17 protein-coding genes are annotated in these 20,271 nt (G+C 61.0%); 11 read left to right on the forward strand and 6 right to left on the reverse strand.

What is annotated here, in order from left to right; all coding sequences use genetic code 11:
- The first annotated feature begins 256 nt into the window (after positions 1 to 256).
- A complete protein-coding gene (locus JFN93_RS21075) occupies positions 257 to 1,855 on the forward strand; it encodes a hypothetical protein (RefSeq protein WP_199386122.1) in 1,599 nt (532 codons plus the stop codon).
- A gap of 510 nt (positions 1,856 to 2,365) precedes the next feature.
- The gene (locus tag JFN93_RS21080; protein ID WP_199386123.1) at positions 2,366 to 3,934 is read left to right on the forward strand and encodes a sensor histidine kinase; all 1,569 of its coding nucleotides are present in this window, start codon (positions 2,366 to 2,368) and stop codon (positions 3,932 to 3,934) included.
- A gap of 746 nt (positions 3,935 to 4,680) precedes the next feature.
- Here the strand turns inward: JFN93_RS21080 and JFN93_RS21085 are convergent.
- Together JFN93_RS21085 and JFN93_RS21090 are read right to left on the reverse strand one after the other, a co-directional pair.
- The gene (locus JFN93_RS21085; RefSeq protein ID WP_199386124.1) at positions 4,681 to 5,751 is read right to left on the reverse strand and encodes a diguanylate cyclase domain-containing protein; all 1,071 of its coding nucleotides are present in this window, start codon (positions 5,749 to 5,751) and stop codon (positions 4,681 to 4,683) included.
- 293 nt (positions 5,752 to 6,044) lie between these two features.
- A complete protein-coding gene (locus JFN93_RS21090; RefSeq protein ID WP_199386125.1) occupies positions 6,045 to 7,226 on the reverse strand; it encodes a methyl-accepting chemotaxis protein in 1,182 nt (393 codons plus the stop codon).
- Between the two features lie 541 nt (positions 7,227 to 7,767).
- Between JFN93_RS21090 and JFN93_RS21095 the strand changes: the two genes are divergently transcribed.
- The 4 genes from JFN93_RS21095 (at position 7,768) to JFN93_RS21110 (ending at position 9,889) form a co-directional block, all read left to right on the forward strand.
- The gene (locus JFN93_RS21095; RefSeq protein ID WP_199386126.1) at positions 7,768 to 8,031 is read left to right on the forward strand and encodes a DUF3553 domain-containing protein; all 264 of its coding nucleotides are present in this window, start codon (positions 7,768 to 7,770) and stop codon (positions 8,029 to 8,031) included.
- Between the two features lie 140 nt (positions 8,032 to 8,171).
- On the forward strand, positions 8,172 to 9,281 hold the full coding sequence (locus JFN93_RS21100; RefSeq protein WP_199386127.1) for a GTP pyrophosphokinase: 1,110 nt from the start codon (positions 8,172 to 8,174) through the stop codon (positions 9,279 to 9,281).
- A gap of 137 nt (positions 9,282 to 9,418) precedes the next feature.
- Positions 9,419 to 9,619, forward strand: coding sequence for a hypothetical protein (locus tag JFN93_RS21105; protein WP_199386128.1), 201 nt, complete (start codon positions 9,419 to 9,421; stop codon positions 9,617 to 9,619).
- A gap of 51 nt (positions 9,620 to 9,670) precedes the next feature.
- Complete coding sequence (locus JFN93_RS21110; RefSeq protein ID WP_199386129.1) at positions 9,671 to 9,889, forward strand: hypothetical protein; 219 nt, start codon at positions 9,671 to 9,673, stop codon at positions 9,887 to 9,889.
- A 325-nt stretch (positions 9,890 to 10,214) separates the two neighbouring features.
- Here the strand turns inward: JFN93_RS21110 and JFN93_RS21115 are convergent, their stop codons facing one another.
- Entirely contained in the window at positions 10,215 to 11,099 is an 885-nt protein-coding gene (locus tag JFN93_RS21115; protein ID WP_199386130.1) for a DMT family transporter, read from the reverse strand.
- A gap of 187 nt (positions 11,100 to 11,286) precedes the next feature.
- Between JFN93_RS21115 and JFN93_RS21120 the strand changes: the two genes are divergently transcribed.
- Positions 11,287 to 11,526: a hypothetical protein gene (locus JFN93_RS21120; RefSeq protein ID WP_199386131.1), complete on the forward strand. Its 240-nt coding sequence runs from the start codon at positions 11,287 to 11,289 to the stop codon at positions 11,524 to 11,526.
- A gap of 171 nt (positions 11,527 to 11,697) precedes the next feature.
- Here the strand turns inward: JFN93_RS21120 and JFN93_RS21125 are convergent, their stop codons facing one another.
- From JFN93_RS21125 to JFN93_RS21135, 3 genes are all read right to left on the reverse strand, one after another.
- On the reverse strand, positions 11,698 to 12,027 hold the full coding sequence (locus JFN93_RS21125; protein ID WP_199386132.1) for a hypothetical protein: 330 nt from the start codon (positions 12,025 to 12,027) through the stop codon (positions 11,698 to 11,700).
- A gap of 217 nt (positions 12,028 to 12,244) precedes the next feature.
- Positions 12,245 to 12,649: a hypothetical protein gene (locus JFN93_RS21130; RefSeq protein WP_199386133.1), complete on the reverse strand. Its 405-nt coding sequence runs from the start codon at positions 12,647 to 12,649 to the stop codon at positions 12,245 to 12,247.
- A gap of 117 nt (positions 12,650 to 12,766) precedes the next feature.
- Positions 12,767 to 14,998 carry a multicopper oxidase family protein gene (locus JFN93_RS21135; protein ID WP_199386134.1) on the reverse strand — a complete coding sequence of 744 codons (2,232 nt, stop codon included), beginning with the start codon at positions 14,996 to 14,998 and terminating at the stop codon, positions 12,767 to 12,769.
- 658 nt (positions 14,999 to 15,656) lie between these two features.
- Here JFN93_RS21135 and JFN93_RS21140 point away from each other — a divergent pair.
- The 4 genes from JFN93_RS21140 (at position 15,657) to JFN93_RS21155 (ending at position 20,260) form a co-directional block, all read left to right on the forward strand.
- On the forward strand, positions 15,657 to 16,217 hold the full coding sequence (locus tag JFN93_RS21140; RefSeq protein WP_199386135.1) for a hypothetical protein: 561 nt from the start codon (positions 15,657 to 15,659) through the stop codon (positions 16,215 to 16,217).
- Between the two features lie 7 nt (positions 16,218 to 16,224).
- Positions 16,225 to 16,683: a CC0125/CC1285 family lipoprotein gene (locus tag JFN93_RS21145; protein ID WP_199386136.1), complete on the forward strand. Its 459-nt coding sequence runs from the start codon at positions 16,225 to 16,227 to the stop codon at positions 16,681 to 16,683.
- A gap of 291 nt (positions 16,684 to 16,974) precedes the next feature.
- Complete coding sequence (locus JFN93_RS21150) at positions 16,975 to 18,246, forward strand: MFS transporter (RefSeq protein WP_199386137.1); 1,272 nt, start codon at positions 16,975 to 16,977, stop codon at positions 18,244 to 18,246.
- A 304-nt stretch (positions 18,247 to 18,550) separates the two neighbouring features.
- A complete protein-coding gene (locus tag JFN93_RS21155; protein ID WP_199386138.1) occupies positions 18,551 to 20,260 on the forward strand; it encodes a diguanylate cyclase in 1,710 nt (569 codons plus the stop codon).
- The last annotated feature ends 11 nt before the right edge of the window (positions 20,261 to 20,271 follow it).

Raw genomic sequence — 20,271 nt, forward strand, 5'->3', positions numbered from 1 at the left:
TGCCCTGTTCATCCTACAGAAATATACGGCTTTGCTCTCGACCTCCAGCCCGCAAGCTAGAGGCAAGGACGCGCAACGTCTGAGTAACTGGAATTCCGTCCGCTGATGAACGCGGATGAACGCCGATGAAATACCGGATTGAGCTTTGCCGATAACACGATACCCTTACGCTCTACCTCAATCGCTTTGGTTTGGAACCTGTTGTAGGCAAATTCAAGGAGGTCGTATGTCGGGTAGGGGTTTGCAGGTAGCGTGTGTGACAGTTTTGACGATCATTAGTTCATTCTCGGTCGCCGCTGCTTCTGGCTCAAAGGACGAAATCGGTTCGGTAGAAGTCTCCACCTCGGTGCAGTCCGATATGTCGGAACCGGTCCGGGACCTGGTCGGCCTGACTCCCAGTGCAGACGCCGGTAAGGAGAAAAAGGAGAAGCCACTGCGCCTGATCCCGCCGGTGGGTCCGGGGGCGGCAACGGACACGGCAGTGCAGTCGGTGCCCGGGCCGTCGCTGAGCGTGACCCAAGGTCTCGGTTTTCCCGGGGTAGGTAACGGCGACTACGGTTTTTCCGACCAGTATGCGCCTCCCGACACTAACGGTGCGGTCGGGGCAACGCAGTACGTCCAGTGGGTGAACACCTATTTTGCGGTGTTCGACAAGTCCAGCGGGCAGATCGCCCCGGGCTTCCCCAAAGCGGGCAATGCGGTATGGAAAGGCTTCGGCGGCGGGTGCGAAAACAACAACGACGGCGATCCCATCGTCCAGTACGACAAGGCCGCCAACCGCTGGATCCTGACCCAGTTTTCGGTCTCCACTACGCCGTATTTGCAGTGCGTCGCCATTTCCACCACTCCCGATGCGACCGGCTCCTATTACCGTTACGCCTTCAGCTACGGCTCGACCCAATTCAACGATTATCCCAAGCTCGGGGTCTGGCCGGACGGTTACTATGCGAGCTACAACATCTTCAACAACGCCTCGACCTTCGCCGGCGCCAAAGTCTGCGCCTTTGACCGGACCAAGATGCTCCTTGGCGATGCGAGCGCGACTCAGCAATGCTTCCAGTTGAGCACGAAGTACGGCAGCCTCCTCCCGGCCGATCTGGACGGGGCAACCGCTCCGCCTTCCGGCTCTCCGGAACTCTTCCTGAACTTCGGCACCAACGCGCTGCAGATGTGGAGATTTTCCGTCAACTGGACCACCCCGGCTGTCTCGACCTTGACCGGTCCGGTGAGTATTCCCGTGGCGAGCTTTGCGGCTGCCTGTAACGGTGGAGGGGCATGCGTGCCGCAGCCCAACACCCGGCAGCAGCTTGACTCCCTGGGGGACCGGCTCATGTATCGCCTGGCGTATCGCAACTTCGGCGATCACGAGTCGGCGGTGGTGAACCATTCGGTGGCCGTGGGGGCAAACAAGAAGAACCAGGTGACCTCGGTGCGCTGGTACGAGTTGCGCAACCCCGCATCCGGAACGTTGGCTTCCGGTACCCCGGTGGTTTATCAGCAGGGAACGCTGGGGACCGCGGATGGAATCCATCGGTGGATGGGAAGTATCGCCATGGACAAGGCTGGAAACATTGCCTTGGGCTACAGCGCGTCGAGCGGAACCGTCAAGCCTTCGGTCCGCTATACCGGCCGGCAGGCGCTCGATTCCCCGGGTACCATGGCCGTCGAGACCATTGCCAAGGCCGGCGCGGGTTCTCAGTTGCAGAACCTGAACCGATGGGGGGACTACAGTGCCATGACCATAGACCCGGTGGACGACTGCACCTTCTGGTACACCAACGAGTACCTGAAAAACAACGGCACCTTCAACTGGAGTACCTGGATCACCTCCTTCAAGTTCCCCGGTTGCCAGTAAGAAAAAGGGAAGGAGCGCGAAACGGATTTTTGAAAAAGGACCTGCCGGTTTTCCGGCGGGTCCTTTTGTTTTTGGCCGTCCGCAGATGAACGCACGCGGATTTGACAACGTAAGCTGCAACCACGGAGGGCAAGAAGGAACTGCAAAGGGGGGACGCGAGTTCTCGTGCAGCGCTTTGTGGAAATATACTGGCAGGCTCCCGGAGCTCGAGATCTTTGTCTAATTTGCCGCAGATGAACGCCGATGCACGCAGGTAGACCGAAATCGTTTCAAAGGTTCTCAGGGGGGTCCTCGGCGTCCCTCTGCGTCCTCTGCGGTATTGCTTCTGTTAATCGCGACAAGAATGTCGCTCCTACTACAAGGGGGGGGGAGGGCACCCCGGTAAGGTCTCCTTGCCGCGGGGTTTGTATTGGTGGGGGCAACAGGCGTAAAATAAGCGGAAGGTGATCAGCCGGACCCGAAAAACGGTGTGCCGGCAGGCAGTTAGCGAGCAGCACCAGTGAGTTCATTATGATCGGAAAAAAATACCGGGTACAACGGCCGTCTTATCCCGGGACGGCAGCGGTGGGGCAGACCACCGGCGACGACCAGTTTCGCCAGATGGTGGATCAGATCAAGGAGTACGCCGTTTTCATGCTGGACCAGAAAGGGTACGTCCTGACCTGGAACGCCGGCGCGGAACGGATCAAGGGATACCAGCCCCAAGAGGTGATCGGCCGGCATTTCTCCATCTTTTATCCCCCGGAAGACGTGGCGGCGGAACTGCCCCAACGAGAGCTGCAGATCGTGGCGACCCAAGGGAGTTATGACACCCAGGGGTGGCGGCTGCGCAAGGATGGCAGCAGGTTCTGGGCCGCGGTGACCATCACCGCCCTCCACGACAATCAGGGGAACCTGACCGGCTTCGCGAAGATCACCCGCGACATAACCGAGCGGCACGAGCTGGAGGAGGCGCTGAAAAGAAGCCGTGCGCTCTTCGAACGCCTCTTCGAAACCGGGCCGGACGCCATCGTGGTCATCGACCAATCCGGGGTCATCCGGAGGGTGAACCAGCAGGCGGAGGTCATTTTCGGTTACCAGCGCGAAGAACTGATCGGCCGACGCGTGGAGCGGTTGATGCCGGAACGCTTCCAGGCGCGGCACCGCCAGCACCGGCGCAACTATTTTGCCGAACCGAAGGCTCGGCGGATGGGTATCGGTCTGGAACTGTACGGCCGCAACAAGGACGGCCGGGAAATCCCGGTGGACATCATGCTGACGCCGATCGAGACCAGCGACGGGCCCGGCGCCTTTGCCGTCATCCGGGACATCTCCCGGCAAAAGCAAAGTGACGAGAAGATCCTGGAACTCAACAACGCGCTGCAGATCCAGGTCGCCCAGCTCGGCGCGAGCAACCGCGAGCTCGAAGCCTTCAGCTATTCGGTCTCCCACGATCTTCGGGCGCCGCTCAGGCACATCATCGGCTTCGTGGACCTCTTGAACACCAGGAATGCCGCCTCTCTGGACGAAAAGAGCCGTCACTATCTGCAGGTCATTACCGATGCCGCCCAGAAGATGGGGAGCCTGATCGACGACCTTTTGGCCTTCTCCCGGATGGGGCGCGCCGAGGTGATGCGGCGCAGCATTCCGGTAGGGGCCCTGGTTTCCGACGTGGTTGGCGAACTGATGGAAGACGCTGGGGCGGGGCGGGAAATCGAATGGAAGATAGCGCCGCTGCCGGATGTGGTAGGCGACCAGGCGATGTTGCGCCAGGTCTTCGTGAACCTGATCGGCAACGCGCTGAAATTCACCCGGCGGCGCCAACAGGCGCAGATCTCGATCGGCGCGGTGGACCAGGGAAACGACATCGCTTTCTTCGTGGGCGATAACGGTGTCGGTTTCGATCCGGCCTACGTCAACAAGCTGTTCGGCCTGTTCCAGCGCCTGCACGCAACCGAGGAGTTCGAGGGGACCGGGGTGGGGCTCGCCCTGGTGCAGCGGATCATCCAGAGGCACGGCGGCCGGGTCTGGGCCGAAGGATCGGTGGGAGAGGGCGCCACCTTCTGGTTTTCCCTGCCGAAAACGGGAGAGACGAATTAAAGCAGCAACCACCGAGGGACGCCGAGGAGCGCGGAGGGAAGACTTTTTAACGGAAAGAGCCTGCAGCATCTTTTCCACGAAGGGGGGCCAGATTCGCCTTGGTTAGACGGTACGGCCACCAGTTGAAGGCTTACAACGGTAAGACGTTAACCAAAACTGTTACCCATGTCCCCGAACAGGCTCCGGTCCGCAATAGCCCGCGTCGAGCCTTGTGCCAAACCAAGAGCAAATCCCCCCTGACCCCCCTTCGCAAAGGGGGGAACGTGATAGCCGCGCCGAGGCTAAGGGGGGAACGCATCTTGAGCCAACCAAGTGCAAATCCATCTCACCTCTTCGCAAAGGGGAGCGCAATAGCACGCGTCGAGTCTTGTGCCAAACAAAGAGCAAATCCCCCCTGACCCCCCTTCGCAAAGGGGGGGACGTGATAGCCGCGTCGAGGCTAAGGGGGGGAACGTGATAGCCGTGCCGAGTCTAAGAGGGGAACGTGATAGACGCGCCGAGTCAAAGGGGGGAACGCATCTTGAGCCAACCAAGTGCAAATCCATCTCACCTCTTCGCAAAGGGGAGCGCAATAGCACGCGTCGAGTCTTGTGCCAAACCAAGAGCAAATCCCCCCTGACCCCCCTTCGCAAAGGGGGGGACGTGATAGCCGCGCCGAGTCTAAGGGGGGAACGTGATAGCCGCGTCGAGGCTAAGGGGGGGAACGCTGCGTTTGTTCAGGAAGGACCCCTTTGCCCGGGTAAGCGTCAGGAAAGCCCCTTTGCCGGGTAATCGGTGGGATTTTCCCGCTCCCGCTGCTTGTGTTCGAATTTGTTCTGGTACATCAGCCGATCGCTTTCTCTCAAGGCGGGGGAGAGTTCGGTCTTGCAGTGGGCCGTCGCGGCGCCGAAGGAGAGGCTGACGCAGTACGGGAGATCCCTCTGGTTCGCCTCGGATACTCTCTCCGCGAGCCGTTTCAGGACCTCATGGGCGACGGCGCTGTCGGCGTTGGGGAGCAGAATCACGAACTCGTCCCCCCCGATCCGGGCCACCACGTCTTCGGCGCGGAAAGAGTCGGTGAGGATCTCCGCGGCGATTCGGATCAGCTGGTCTCCCGCATCATGCCCCAGGGTATCGTTGACGGTTTTCAGCCCGTCGACGTCGGCGCTGATGATGCTCACCGGAAATTCCCTTCCCATTCCCAGGCGGAGCAGTTCCTCGTCGAAGAACATCCTGTTGTAGAGCCCGGTCAGGGGATCGTGGGTGCTCAGGCGGCGCAGCTCGTCCCGGACCTTGATCAGCTCGCGGTTGTTGTGGAGGGCGGTTTCGTAGGAGCTGAAGAGAAAGGTCAGCAGGCGCATCGGATCCGCGGTGATGCGGTGCTTCTCGTCGGCGAGAAAAACGTTGAGGTCGACCTCCGGGATCTCCCCCGGATGGATGCTCTGATTGGCGAACAGGTTGTGGATCCGGGCGATCAGATGGTCTTCATGGTAGGGCTTGGTGAGGAAACAGTCGGCGCCGCACTTGAGCCCCCGGATCAGGTCGAGCGGCTCGGAAAGGGAGGTCAAAAGCATCACCGGGACCTTGTGCGAGCGGGGATCGGCCTTGATCCTGGCGCAGAGTTCGTATCCGTCCATCTCCGGCATCAGGACGTCGCTGATCACCAGGGCGGGCGGCCGCTCGGTCACCAGTTCGATTGCCTGGTACCCTGAACTCGCGACCTGTACCTGGAACCGGTTGCGCTCCAGCAGGCTGTGGAGGAAAAACGCCTGGGTGGGGCTGTCCTCGACTATCACCACTTCGAGGCCCGCCTGCAGTTGTTCCAGTTCGCTACTCAAGGGGAATCCTCCTCCAGGTGCAGGACCAACCAACGTAGAACAGGGGAGCGTTCTCCGAAAGGGTCGGAGAACTTCTCCAGCATAGCAGCCATTTTAATGAATGATACAGGAAACGAAATTTTACGACAAGGGAAAGGCGGGAGTTGAACCGGAGAGGATCGGTATCCGTCCCGGCTGACCGGTAAATCAAAACGGGGCGGCGCCGGTAATCCCTTTCGGGGAAAGCAGTCCCGGGAGGAATCGCAGGGCGTGAGAGGGACCGGCGCCTGCCGCCGGTCCCCCTTTCCGGTGGGTCAGGCCAGCTTGAACTGGTGCACCAGCTTTTGCAGGTGATCCGATTCCCGCGACAGTTCGGAAGAGGCCGCGGCGGTATCGGTTGCCATCCGGGAGGTTTCGTGCACCACGGCGGTGACCTGGTGGATGTTCGAGGTGATTTCGTCGGTAGTGGCGGTCTGCTCTTCGGCTGCCGTGGCAATCTGGCTGATCTGGAGGGAAACGTCGCTGATCTTGCCCAGAATCGTATCCAGCGCCGCCCTCGACTCGACCGACGACGCTTTTCCCTTCTCTGCCTCGGTGACGCTGTCCGCCATGATCCCGACCGCCGCCCTGGTTTCGTTCTGGATTGACTGGATCATCTCGCTGATCTCGCGGGTGGCGCGGGTGGTCCGTTCCGCCAGGGCGCGCACCTCGTCGGCAACGACGGCAAAACCGCGCCCCTGTTCGCCGGCGCGGGCCGCCTCGATGGCCGCATTGAGCGCCAGCAGGTTGGTCTGGTCGGCGATATCCTCGATGGTGCCGACGATCTCGCCGATCTGGTCCGAACGGCTGCCGAGGTTTTCCACGGTCTTGGCGGCGCCCACCACCAGCTCGTTGATGCGATCCATGCCGTTGATGGTTTCCTGGACCACGGTGGCGCCGGAAGTGGCGGCGGCGCAGGCCTCGTTGGACATATCGGCGGCCATCTGGCAATTCCGGGCGATATCCCCGGAGGTGGCGGCCATCTCTTCACTTGCCGTGGCAACGGTAGTCGTCTGCGAGACGACGTCCTCGGTCCCGGAAACGATCCGTTCCGCATTGCCGTGCAGCTGCCCGGAGGAAGCCGCGAGCTGTTCCGAGGTCCGGGCGATCTGGTCGATGATCTGCCGTATGCTTGCCTGCAGCACGCCGATGCCGCGGCTGATGTTGCTGAGCTCGGTATCGTTTTTAGGCTTGATGTCCTTGGAGAGATCCCCTTTGGTCATCCGCTCCAGGTACCCCGAAATCTTGCTGAGCCCGTCGTTCACCGACCAGATCAGCATCAGGCTGAACAGGATCCCCAGTGACACGCAGAGCACGGTGGCGGTCACCGCCACCGCCAGCGAGAAGCAACGAACCAGGACCGCCGTGCCGACGATGCTGAAACTGTAACAAATACACAGTAGTAGGATGCGGGTGCGGACCTTCAGACTCCGGTAATACCCCATTAGGAAATCCATGTAATCCTCCGATGACAAAAAAAACAGCAGTTCAACCAGTTGGCCTACTACAACTATCGGCTTTCCCCGGAAAAACTGGAGATGAATTTAGGAAGAGCACGGGGCGGGCCCAAAACAAACGGCGAAGGTCGCGCCAGTTTGCTCCTTCATCGCAGTACCAGCCTTTTCCCGGATGGAAGTAGCCGCCGGGAAAACAGCCGAAGAGTTGCCGCCAGGGGGGACTCCTGCTGAGCTGAAGGGAACCCGCATTGAGAAAAAGCCGCCGCGGCAGAGGGCGCATCCTCTTTAACCGGCTTACCGAACCGGGAAAAATAAAATATCCATATCTATTAACCCGGGAAAAGAGTACAGTTAAAAATCGAACTTCTAACACCGTTTCACTGCATCATCTCCAGCCACCTCAGATCTCCCGTCATTACCAGCTGCCTGAGCCAATTATCCGCATCCGCACCTTCACTTTTGGGCGTCGCTCTGCTTGAGCACATCGGCAGAAAGCATTGGGACGTCTCCGCTGTCAACGAAGTCGTAAAAAGAGGAATCCATGAATATCAAACGAGGAACCGTGGTGAGCCATGCAGCAGCCGTTGAATGGGGTATCGGAAAGGTGGTTGAGGTGACGTATACCAGTGCGACCATCGAGTTTTCCGACGGATTGGTCCGGAAGATCGCCGCGGCGCATTATCCGAGCCTGGTGCCGGCCGACCCCGCTTTTTTCGTGCCCATTCCTGCGGCCATCCCCGCCGTCAAGGCCCGGGCCACTTCGAGTAAGGCAAAGGTGGCCAAGGTGAAAAAAACGGCGCTGTGAGTCCGGCCGTTTCCTCAGCGAAGGAGAAGGGTGGGGCTTCCGACCGCAGTCGGGTCGAGCTGTTCGCACCGGGAGGGGACGGGAACGGGCCCCACTTGGTGTCGGACGGCACGGCACACCGATCAAGTAAGGACCTGACCATGCACTCTCTCGACTTCGAGATGGAAAAAACCGCTTTCCGGAAATTCTACGAAAGCGACTACAAGAAATTCACCGCGGCCAAGAACCTCTACATCCGCATGATCAACGGTCTGCTCAAGCCGTTGGATGTGGCCGAAGTGACGAAAATCGAGGGGCGGGTCAAGGACAAAGAGGAGTGCATCCGGAAGTTTCACCGCAAATACCTGATGCAGCTCGAAGCGGACGAACAACCGTACCAGATCAAGGATTTCATTAGCGACCTGATCGCCGTCCGCGTCGTCTGCCTCTACAACGACCAGATTTCGGCGGTGTCCGAGGTGCTGCACCGGCACTTCAAGATCCTCGACGTCACCGACAAGATTTCGGCGGTGGAGAATACCGAGGATTCCTTCGGCTACCGGGGACTGCACCTGGACCTGGCCCTGAGCGACGAGATGGCCGCTCTGCCGAAGTACCGGGCATACCGGGATTTGTCCTTCGAAGTCCAGATCCGGTCCCTGGTCCAGGATGCCTGGAGTGTCCTGGACCACAAGATCAAATACAAGAAGTCGATCCCGGTAAACCTCAAGCGCAGGATCACCGTTTTGTCGGCGCTTTTCGAACTGGCGGACCGGGAATTCCAGGAAATCCGCAACGCCACCCGGGACCTTTTGCTGGAAGCGACCGTGGCGCCGGTGAGCGACGGGCCTGACGCCGGCGGTGACACGGTGGGGGAGGCGGCGACGACGGCCAGCGTAAAAACCGTCAACGCCTTCAGCTTTTTGCGCGTGGTTGGGCACTTTTTCCGGGATTTTGCGTTCGAAGCGGACAAGGTGGATACCTTTGTCCAGGACATACTGGAGCTGCACAGCGGATTTGAAAAATCGGATCTGCACCGGTGCCTGAACGAGAATTTGAAGCTGGTGAAGGATTACCGCGTCCTGTTCCTGGCGGAGAATCCGGAAAAAACCTTCGGCCCCTACACCACGATCAGGCACTGCCTGTACCTCAGCGATCCGGAAACCTTCCGCTCCATCCTCAACCGGGGACCCAGGGAACGTTTTTCCGCCTGGCTGAAGGTCCCGGGCAAACCTCAGCCTGAGGCAGACACGGCGGCAAAGGCCGGCTGATCCTGATTTTCTCCCCACGTACCTCCCCACATCCCTGCTACACCCCGCCATCCCCTGCTGCACCTGCTTCCCTTGCTGGGCCTCTCTTAGATGATATATTCCTACGGCATCTTTGAATCGTACAGGAGGGAGTCCCCATGAGTGAGCTATCCAGCGGATTGTCCAGAGAAGCAACGATGATTATCGCCTCCAATCTAACCGTAGCCGTAGCCATCAGAGATGCCGCGATAATGGTACAGGGCGGGTCTCAACCGTATGATTCGAAGAGTCTGGTTACCCAGGCGTTCGCCGATATTCTGAGCAGCCTGGAGAAGCAGTCGCTCGGAATGGACGATTGAGAGCGAGAACGCGGGGATGGACGGAATGACTTCCCTACGAGGAGAAAAAGGATGTCCGATCTCAAAATAAACGATTTTTTGCAGCAGGTCTGCGCAAACCCCACCAGTGAAACCTCGCAAATCGCCATCGCGCTGGTAATGCTCGTTCAAGCGCTGAAAGATCAGCCGTATTTTGACAAAGCCCGCTTCCGGGCCTCCATCGAGGAGGCGCTTACCCACGTGGACAGCAAGCAGCCGATCCTGGAGGAAATCCTGAGCGCCCTGGCGTGAGGGCACGAAAATGAAAGGCACCCGAACTCTATCGGGTGCCTTTTTCTTTTCATTTCTGCCCGTCTTATCACAGTTTGGTGGTTCGGTAACTGTCTGGATCGTAGACCTGGGCCTGCCCCCGCTAAAACTCCGCATCGGAGGAAAAGCTGTTTAACAGGGATGAACGGGATAAAGGGGATAAAACGAAAGCGATAAATCATTTTGCTTGAAGTGAATCTCATTCATCCCCTGCATCCCTGTAAAAAGAAGTCACAATGGTGTCTTTGCGAAGCTGGAGCTTCCTGAAAGGCCGACATCGGCGTTGATCGGCGGACGAACGGGATTTTCAGGGGCGATTCGCTTTGATCCGGAAGGTGGCGCAGAGGATGCCGGTGAAGATGAGGATGATGCCGGTTAGGTGGAAGGGGCGCAGGCGCTCGCCGAGAAAAATGACGGCAAGGATGGTGCTGAAAGCGGGCATCAGGTGGATGAATTGCCCCCCGGTCTGGGCGCCCACTCGACGCAGCCCGGCGGTCCAGGCCATGAAGGCAACGACTGAGGCGAGTATGCCGACGTAGACGATGCTCATTACGGTGGGGGCATTGACGGTCATGAAGGTGCCTTGGGCGAGTTCCAAGGCATAAAACGGGACCAGGAAAATGAGCCCCGCCACCGCGGTGGCAAAGAGAAAGACGAACGGGTTCACCTCCCGGGGATGGCGCCTGAGGGCAAGCGAATAAAGCGCCCAGACGACGGCGGCCAGGAGCACCAGAAGGTCGCCGCGGTTGAAGCTGAGCCCCCGGATCCGCCCCAGGTCTCCCTGCAGAATGATGGTGGCTACGCCGGCCAAGGAGAGCGCGATCCCCAGGTGCTGGCGTAAAGAAACGCTTTCCCGGTACAGGATGCGGCCGAACATGATGATGAAGATGGGGATCGCGGAGTTGACCAGCGCGGCGTTGATGGCGGTGGTCCAGTGGACCGCGGTGTAGATGAGGTAGTTGAAGAGGGTGACGCCGAACAGGCCGCAGATGCAGACCAGGCCCAGGTTCGCGCGCAGGACCGGCCAGTCCCGGCGCAGCCGGGGGAGGGCGATCGGGGCGAGCACGACGATCGCCAGCACCCAGCGCCAGAAGACGAAGCCCGCGGGGGGGATGACGTGGTTCATCGCGCGGCTGATCACGAAGTTGCCGGACCAGATCAGCGCGCTCAAGGTAAGCAGGAGATACGGCATCAGCTGAGTTTCACGAAACGGCGCGGGAGTGTCAAGGGAAAGCTCGCCGTCGTTCTGCTTATGTGTGTTGGCTAATTTGAGGTGGACGCCGGCGCCCGGTGCGGCGTATCCTGAGAAAGGATAGTTAAAACGACAGCTTTGGCCTTCGAGGGGGGTAGCCCCCGGGCTGGTGCGGAGAGCGCGAGTTATGAAAAGGTTGCTTTGCAGCGTGGCGTTTGGCTTGGTGGCGTTGGGTATTTCGGGGATCGCCCAGGCAGTTCCCGCGACCGGGAACATGGACAAGGCGATTTCAACGGTGACCGACGAGAACAAAGAGCCGAAGGCGGATACCAAGACCAAGAAAGAGAAAAAGGCGGGCAAAAAACAACGTAAGGGCGCCAAGCACGGGCAGGCGACGTCGGCGAAGAAAGGGAAAACAGTTCAGTGAGCAGGTGCCGGCTTAAACGCTGGGGTTCCAGACCTTGGTCTTGCGGAAGCCCGTCTTCACCCTGTCGGTCTCGCACGCAACCTTGAAGTGGAGGGGGCGCAGCGGGCTCCTGCTTTCCCGATCCCAGACCCCCGACCTCTGACCCCAGATGCTTAACTCTGAACTCTTACTTTACGCCGGGGCGGACAGGCCTTGGCCGCTGCTGCTGTAGAAGGGCGGCAGAGCGGCAGGCTGGGGCGTGATACCCAGCCAGTTGTCGACGGTGGTGACGTCGATTCCCAGCTCGGCGGCGATCTGGTCCGGCGTCATCCCCTGCATTTCCAGCGATTTTGCCAACGCCAGCCCGGATAGTTGCACCACGTCCCGACTCGGCTGGGCCGGCGTGGTTGCGGCCGGCTGCGTGGTGGTGCCGGCGGTCTCGCTCGAGACGGCGGAAACCTGCAGCGAAGTATCGATCCGTCTTACCCGATCTTCGGGTAAAAGAGGCGTGATTGTTGTCATAAGACTCACCCCCTTCGGTAATGAAAACCCTCCCTGGTCAGACAATCTCCATCTGTTATCACTATACTACTCTCTCCCACAAAAAACCCACTTTGAACCCCTGGGCAAATGGCATCGATGCCTGGTAGCGCTTACTTTGCCAATGACTTCAGAGGCTCTGCCAGTAGCGGTGGGATGCAATGACTGTGCAGTCCGAAGTTGAATGGGCAACTCCACCTCACCGGCTCATTTCGATCAAGGCCTCATCGTGCTGGTTGCCAAGCTTCGGGGTGCGGTAATCCAGGCTCGCTTTTCCGGTGATCTTCTGCTTGCTTTCGATCCGGGCGTCGATCGCGATGGCCAGCCCGTCCTTGTTGGGCGAGGAAATCTTGAGCTCGCCGTCGTGCAGCGTCCCGACCAGGGGCACCCCCTCTTCCTTGCCGAAGAGAAGTACCCCCTGCACGGTGCTTCCCGCCTGGGCCAGCTTCATCTTGAGGCCGGACATCGACCTTCCCGTCTCCGGCAGGGTGATCTTCGCCACCCACACGCCGCTGACGGCGTCCTTCTGGCTGCATACCGACAGCAGGAGCAGCAAAATCCCCATCAGGAGAAAAATGGAAAAGCGCGGAATGTTCTGGTACATCGTCGGCCACCTCCGCTTGCTTAAAATTTCGCTCAGGATCATCTTTCACCTCGCGTTGTCTCTTTGCTGGATCCGGCGGCGCCGCCGGGGAGCTCCCGGCGGCGCTACCTTTCCCTCCTAGTTCCCTCCTGAAGCGACCACCATGAACGGCCGCATCATGTCGTTCTCCTCGTGGGAGAGGATGTGGCAGTGCCACATGTAGGTCCCGATCCTGGGGAACTTCGCCCGGATCTTCACGTAGCCCGGGTACTTCACGTTGGTCATCGCATCGAACGCGGTTCCCGCGGGGGGGACCATCACGATGTCCTTCCAGACCATTTTCTCGTTGGGCGCCACCGTGTAGAGCGAATTGCCGGTGGCGGAGCCGGCTTGGTCACCCGGGGCGGCGCTGGCGATGAAGGCCGCCGGGTCTTTGATCTCCGGGAGCCGGATTCCGTCGGCACGGCTGTAGGCCTCGGGGAAGTTGACGGTATCGATGTACCCCTTCTCGATCACCTCGAACTTGACCAGGTGCACGTGCATCGGATGCACGTCCGGGGTGGTGTTGATCATCACCCATTCCTCGACGTCGTTCACCTGCGGTTTCTCGGTGATCGGGTCGGAAAAGCGCATGTTGTTCAAAAGGAGCTGGGTCCGGTAGGCCACCTGGCCGGTCGTCGGGTCGAGGAACGCGAACGTCGGGTCCTTGCGCTCCTGGAAGTCGAGGTACCGGGGGCCGGCGGCCCGGGTCGGGGTGAGGGCCGGATAGCTGCCGTAGGGGACGATGGCGGTGCGCAGCGAGCTCGCCGGACCGGCCGGTGCGAGCAGCGGTGACGGGACGCCGGAGCTGTTGGCGACCTTGAACATCATGATTTTTCCGGTGGTCTTGGGATCGAGGGTGGTCGGATCCTCCGCCGCCGGTCCGAAGGCCCCCTGGAAGGGGGCAGGGCAGTCGTTTCGCACCACGATGTTGCGTCCCTTGAAGACCGGGTGGGCGAAGTCGATGAGGATGTCGACCCGGGCACCGGGGGGGATGAGGAGACCTTCCTCCTCGTTCCCCTGCGCCACGTCGACGGCGTGGTCGGCGTACCCCTGCTCGGCCGCGATCTGCACCACCGGCCAGGTGAGCCCCGGGTTTCCGGCCGCGGCGGCCGCGGCGCTCGCCACCGACGGGGTGATCTCCTCTCCGGTGTCGGCATCCTGCAGCCAGAGGTTGTAGGTGCGCGAATCCGACCCGTTCAGGAGCCGGAGCCGGTAAGCCTGGGGCTTGACGTTTTTGTAGGGCCACGCCTTGCCGTTGACCGTGATGACGTTGCCGAACATTTCCGGGCGCAGCGACGGAACCGGGTTGCCGGCGCTGTCATGCAGCACCGAATAGGTGTAGGTCCCCAGGTTGGTGAAGGCCGGGAAGGCGAGGGAGCCGTCCGCGTTGAACGACTTGTCCTGGATCACGATGGGAAGGTCGAACTCGTCCGATACAAGGCTCGGCACCACCGGGTTCGCGTAGCGCCCCTTGGGGAGGTTGGCGAGCGCACCGGCCGACTCGACGACGGGGTCCTTGATCAGGTAGAAGGCCGCCACCCCGGCGTAGGCGTTCAGCCGGGTGATCCCCATGGAGTGGTCGTGGAACCAGAGGGTGCAGGCTTCCTGGGTGTTTGGATAGGTGTAGGGGGTGAGGGCGTTTCCGGCGATGCGTCCCGGGAAGCCGTTGGTCGGATCGGCGGCGGCGACCCAGTTCGCCTGCACCGCCGGGTCGTTGGCGACCCAGGCGTTGGGGTGGCCGTCCGATTCCGGCCCGACGTCTCCGCCGTGCAGGTGGGTGACCATGCGGCATTCCGGTTCGCCCATGTTGGTCCCGTCGAGGGTAGGGTCGACCGGAAGCAGGTGCTTGGTGAGGTACGGCCCGGTTCCTTTCACCCCGTTAACCTCGTCACGCAGGTCGTTTTCGTAGTGAAAAGTGAGCGGGGTCCCCTTGGTCGCCTCGACGGTGGCACCGTAGACCCCCAGAAAGGCACCGTTGATCTCGTAACCCCAGGTCTTGGTCACCACGGGCTTGCCGGTCGCCGGGTCCATCATCGCGTTTCCTTCCATGTTCTTGAGCCCGAAATCCCAGCTCCCCTGGCGCAGTGCGACGTTGTAGGTCGTCGGGTCGCCCTGGTTCTGCGGCGCGATGGGGATCTCCACCAGCGCATTGGCGAACTGCTGCAGCGCGTTGGGATCGAGCGGATTCTGCTGGGTCCAACTGGTCGTGGTCGAGTTGGTGACCGAGCCGATCCCGGACGACGAAGACGAGCTGCCGCAGCCGAACAATCCGCCCATTCCCCCCAGGCACGCCACCATGACGGCGATCATCCTTGCTTTCCTTTTCATGCCCTACCTCCTCCGAATGTATTTCACTGCAGATCTCTGCCGAGGTAATCGCCGTACCTGGCGATGCGATGTATGTGGCAGGGCGACGCCGTTGTCGCGAATGGATAACCGTGGTCGAACGGGGTTGTCGGTGGACCCGAAGGTGCTGTTATGCCTGACGTTTTCGTCAGTCGTGAGCCTGGTGGTCATTATTCTCTAATCAGGAAGCGTGCCGAACCGCGGATGAGCTGGTAACTGGCTGAAATGACGCAGAGGTTTCTGCTGGGGGGTGTTGGGATGCCGCGGTGGAGGGTTGTCGGTAAAAAAACGTAAAGATGGTGCCGGTCTGCTAAGGTGCTGAAAATGCGTTCTTATCTGCCGGATGCAAAAATTGCAGGTGGTGAGTAAGTATCACCGCTTTCGCCCCTTGGAGACGACGGGGCCGGTTTTCGCGCCTGGAAGGGCGCTCCCACTGAGTAGCAGCTGCTTCCTGATTCAACAGGATTCGACCGCGACAGGAACGTCGCTCCTACAATATATATTGCTATCTGCGCCTCTGTTTGTGCTTCGGCGGCACCTCTGTGCTATTGTATTACGACTGCCGTACTGTCTGAACCGGCATCTCATTGTGTCAGGGGGGGGCTGTTGCATGCATAATAGCTGTGGTGAGAAAGATCGAATGTGGTCTGTCGCCAGAATCATCCGGTTCATCTTCGCGCTCGCGGCTGCGGCGTTGCTGGCTTCCTGCGCGACCGGCGCTGCCCCGTCACGGATGGTTCCCAACGCCATGGATGCTCCCCGGGCGGATGCCGCATCGCCTCTGTACCAACGGATCGTGGTTACCCAGGTGGGGGGCGGTGAGGAAACGAACCCCCTCATGGTATCCAAGGTGGGGAACCGGGAACTCGCGGACGCCTTGCGCGGGGCGCTGGAGCGGTTCGACTATCTGGCCGGCCCGGACCGGCGGGCCGACTTTGCCCTGGAAGCTTTCCTGGTGGATCTCAAACAGCCGCAAGGGGCTTACACCCTGATCGTCGATTCCCACATCCGCTACAAACTGCTCTCGATCAAGGACCGCTCGGTGCTTCTTGACGACGTGATCACCGGCTCCGCCAAGGGAACCCTGAACGACGCCTTAGTCGGCTCCACCCGCCTTAGAATGACCACCGAAGCCTCCATCCGCGCCAACATCGCCGAGTTTTTGTCCCGCTTGCCGCGCCTGGAAATATCCGGGAAGTGAGGGTCACATGCGAACGGCAACGCTCCTTTTCCTCGCGTTCCTGACGGGATGCGCCACTCCTACTGGGTACGTGAAGTCGGACCCGGCCTGGTCGCCGAATTACGGTTATCGCGACAAGCCGATGGGGGGAAACGAATTCAGCGTCTCCTTTACCGGCAACCGGCATACCGGCGCCCAGCGCGCCGCGGAAATCGTCCTGCTGCGCGCGGCCCGGCTGACCCGGGAGCAGGGCGGGACGCATTTCGTCATCCTGAAAGAAAAGGCGCGCGCCATGGAAGCGGTGCAGCTGACGACGCTTCCGGTCGTCGGTGCCGGTTTTGCCGCCTTCGTTCCGGTCCGGGAGCAGGCCGCGCTGGAGCCGACGGCAATCCTTTTGATCCAGGTCGTTCCCGGGCAAAAGCCGGTCCCACCGGAAGCGGTCGATGCCCAATCCGTAATCGACCGGTTGGGGGCGCGCTACCGGTAGGCGCCGCCTTGCTTTGTGCTTGACTCTCCACTGCCTCCTGTCTATCTTGATCCCTCCTTTGCCTCATCTTCCTATCAGAATGCGTTGAGATCGTGTCCGTCACCGCGGGTTGGCGGGCGCAGCATGCTGCGGCCCCTGCGATTCGTGGCAGCCCGGCTGGGAGCACCGGCCAGGAATCGCGCCTGGAAAGGCGCTCCCACAGGTGTCAATCGGCAGTTTCCCCCTGTTGCCTTCGGTAACCTCTGAAGTGGTGGGGGTGCGCAACACATCACACGCAACGGACCTTGCAGCATGAGCTCTCGACATCCTGAAAACCGCCGCTTCCTTGCCCTCGCGGGAAGCTGCGTCGCCATCTTCTGGCCCGGTGCGCTTGCCTTCGGCTTTCCCGGAGTCCTGGCGCCGTACTGGATGACGATGTTCCACGCCGGTAAAGGGGCCATCGGCAACACCCTCTTTTTCAACCTCGCCTCGCTGGGCATTGTCATGTTCTTCGTCGGCCGGTGGCAGGAGCGCTACGGGATGCGGGCCATGATCATGGTCGGCACGGTCTTTCTCTCCCTCAACATGCTGACCATCGCCTATGCCGCCAACCTCGGGATGCTCTACCTCTGGGCGTTTCTCAACGGGGCGGCGACCTGCTTCATCTACACCCCCGCGATGACCACGGTGCAGCGCTGGTTCACCCGGCGGCGCGGGCTCGCCTCGGGGGTCATCAATTTCACCTTCGGCATATCGGCCGCGATCATGTCTCCGCTCTTCCACAAGATGGTCGCCTCGATCGGCTACGTCCGGATGAACCTCGTCGTGGCGGTGCTGGCCCTGGTCTGCGGGCTGATTGCCGCGCCGTTTACCGCAAGCCCGGAACAGCTCAAGCGCCCTCCCGCCCTGGAGCCGGAGGCGCCGGACCCGCTCATCCCGCACCACCCGTCGTTGTCGGTTCGGCAGTGCGTCCGGACCAGGAGTTTCTGGTTCCTCTGGGCTACCTGGGCGTTGCAGGGTGCCGCCGGAATCGGGATGGTCTCCCTGGCGACCACCTTCGGGCTCTCCCGCGGCTATGCCATGCCCGCGGCGGTCCTCATCCTCACCGCGTTCAACACCCTCAGCGGTTTCGGACGGATCATCATGGGGTACCTTTCCGACCACGTGAACCGCAACCGCGCCATGAGCGTTACCTTCACCGCGGCCGGAGTGGCGTACCTGCTCCTCCTGCAGGTATCGGGGCTTGCCGGCATCATGGCGCTGGCCGCCGTGATCGGGCTCGCCTTCGGCACGCTCTTTTCGGTCTCCGGGCCGCTCGCGGCCGACTGCTTCGGGATGCGCCACTTCGGCGCCATCATCGGGCTGGTCTTCACCGCCTACGGCTTCTTTGCCGGGCTGCTTGGGGCCACCCTGAGCGGTTACATCCTCGATCTCACCGGCGGGAACTTTTCCATCATCTTCGGCTACCTCTCGGTATGCTGCTTCGTGGCGGGCGTATGCATCCGTTTCGTCACCCCCCCGGAACTGGAGCCGGACCCCGACTCCGCTGTCGTCCCCGCCCGCTCTTCCGGGAATCCTTCCTGAAATCCTCCCCTTGCTGCCGGCATTGAAGTCGCGAGCGGAGCTGCCATCGCTTTGCCCGTCACCCTCTGCCGCGTCCTGCCGACAGGTTCGCAAACACTTGTGGTATCGATTCCTATTTGGGTTCCGGCATCTCCTCACCGTCAGTTGCTATGCAAATAGAGCTTAAATATTCCCCACACTCAACCGATATCTGAAAGAAACCTGTCACACAGGTTGGTGCTCTTTCGTGCTTGTTGTATTGTAGTATAAGCCGCCTTATGTCAGTGGCGGTCTCCGCTGTGTCATATCAACAGGAGGAGGCTTCATGGTTGATTCTTCGCCGGTTGGAAAGAAAGCGTCGGGAAAGATCATCGTGTGGGCCTGGATGCTCGCCATCGCCTGGACGGCTCTCGTCGCGGGTTCCCTGTTTTGGTACTACCGCTTGAACCGGGAAGAGATCATGGTCATGGGGCGTTCCAAGGCGCTGATGGCCTTTGACCGGGACCGCCTGTACCGGCGCTGGGTCTCCATGCAGGGGGGGATCTACGTACCGGTCAGCGACAAGGTCCTTCCCAATCCCCTGCTGGCCCATGTCCCCGAGCGCGATATCTTCACTCCTTCCGGAAAGCCTCTCACCCTCATCAACGCCGCCTATCTGGCGCGCCAGGTGTTCGAATCGATCGATCCCCAGGCCGAGATGGTCGCCGGGCGCGGCCATATGACCAGCCTCAATCCGATCCGTCCGGAAAACCGCCCCGATGCCTGGGAGAGGGCGGCTCTGCTCCGGTTCCAGCAGGGCGCGAAGGAAGTCAGCTCGATCGAGATCATCGACGGACGCAGCTATGTCCGCCTGATGCGGGTCGCCATTACCGAGAAGCCGTGCCTGCGCTGTCATGCGGTGCAGGGATACCGGGTCGGGGATATCCGCGGCGGGGTCGGCGTCACCGTCCCGATCAGCGACCTCCTCGCGGCGAACCGCCCCCAGCTGCTGGGGGCGATCTGCGGGCACGGTCTGATCTGGATGTTGGGCTTGGGGGTGATCGGCCTGGGGTCCCGCAAGCTTTCCGGGACGGTGGCGGCGCTGCAGGAGAGCGAAACGGCGCTGCGCAACCAGACCGTGCAGCTGGAGCACGAGGTCGTCGACCGGCACAGCGCCGAGATGGCCCTGCGCGACAGCGAGCGATTCCTGAGCACGATCATCGACACCGAGCCGGAATGCGTGAAGATGCTGGCGGCGGACGGCGGGCTCTTGATGATGAACGCGGCCGGGCTGGCAATGATCGAGGCGGCGTCTCTCGATGAGGTGAAGGGGAAATGCGTCTATCCCCTGATCGCCGAGGAACATCGCGACGCCTTCATCGCTGCCGTGGAGGAGGTTTTCCAGGGCAACCAGGCGACCCTGGAGTTCGAGGTGGTGGGGCTGAAGGGGAGGCGCCGTTGGCTGGAGAGCCGGGCGGTTCCTTTCCGAAACGAGGCCGGCAACATCGTCTCGCTGCTTTCGATTACCAGCGACGTCACGGAGCGCAAGCGCCAGGAGGAGGAACTGCGCGAACTTTCCCTGGTGGACGAACTGACCGGGCTGACCAACCGGCGCGGCTTCATGCTCCTGGCCCGGCAGCAGATGAAGGTCGCTGACCGCAACCGGATGCGGTTGGCCCTGGTGTTCGCCGACCTGGACGGTTTGAAGTCGATCAACGATACCTTCGGGCACCGGGAGGGGGATCGGGCCATCGTCGATACCGCCGTCATTTTGAAGAGCTCGTTCCGCGCCTCGGACATCGTGGCCCGGGTAGGGGGGGACGAATTCGTGGCGCTGTCGCTGGAATCGGCCCCCGACGTCGTGTCGGTGATCTCGAAACGGCTCACCGAAAATCTCCACGCCCACGTCCTCGATGCCGGGGGTACCTACCAACTTTCCTTCAGCTTCGGGGTTGCCGTTTACGATCCGGAACACCCGGTGCTCCTGGAGACCCTGCTGCAACAGGGGGATCAGCTCATGTACCGGCAGAAACGGGCCAAGAGGGAGACGGGGTAAGCTTCCGATTT

The organism is Geomesophilobacter sediminis, assembly GCF_016458275.1.
Classification (GTDB): Bacteria; Desulfobacterota; Desulfuromonadia; order Geobacterales; family Geobacteraceae; genus Geomesophilobacter; species Geomesophilobacter sediminis.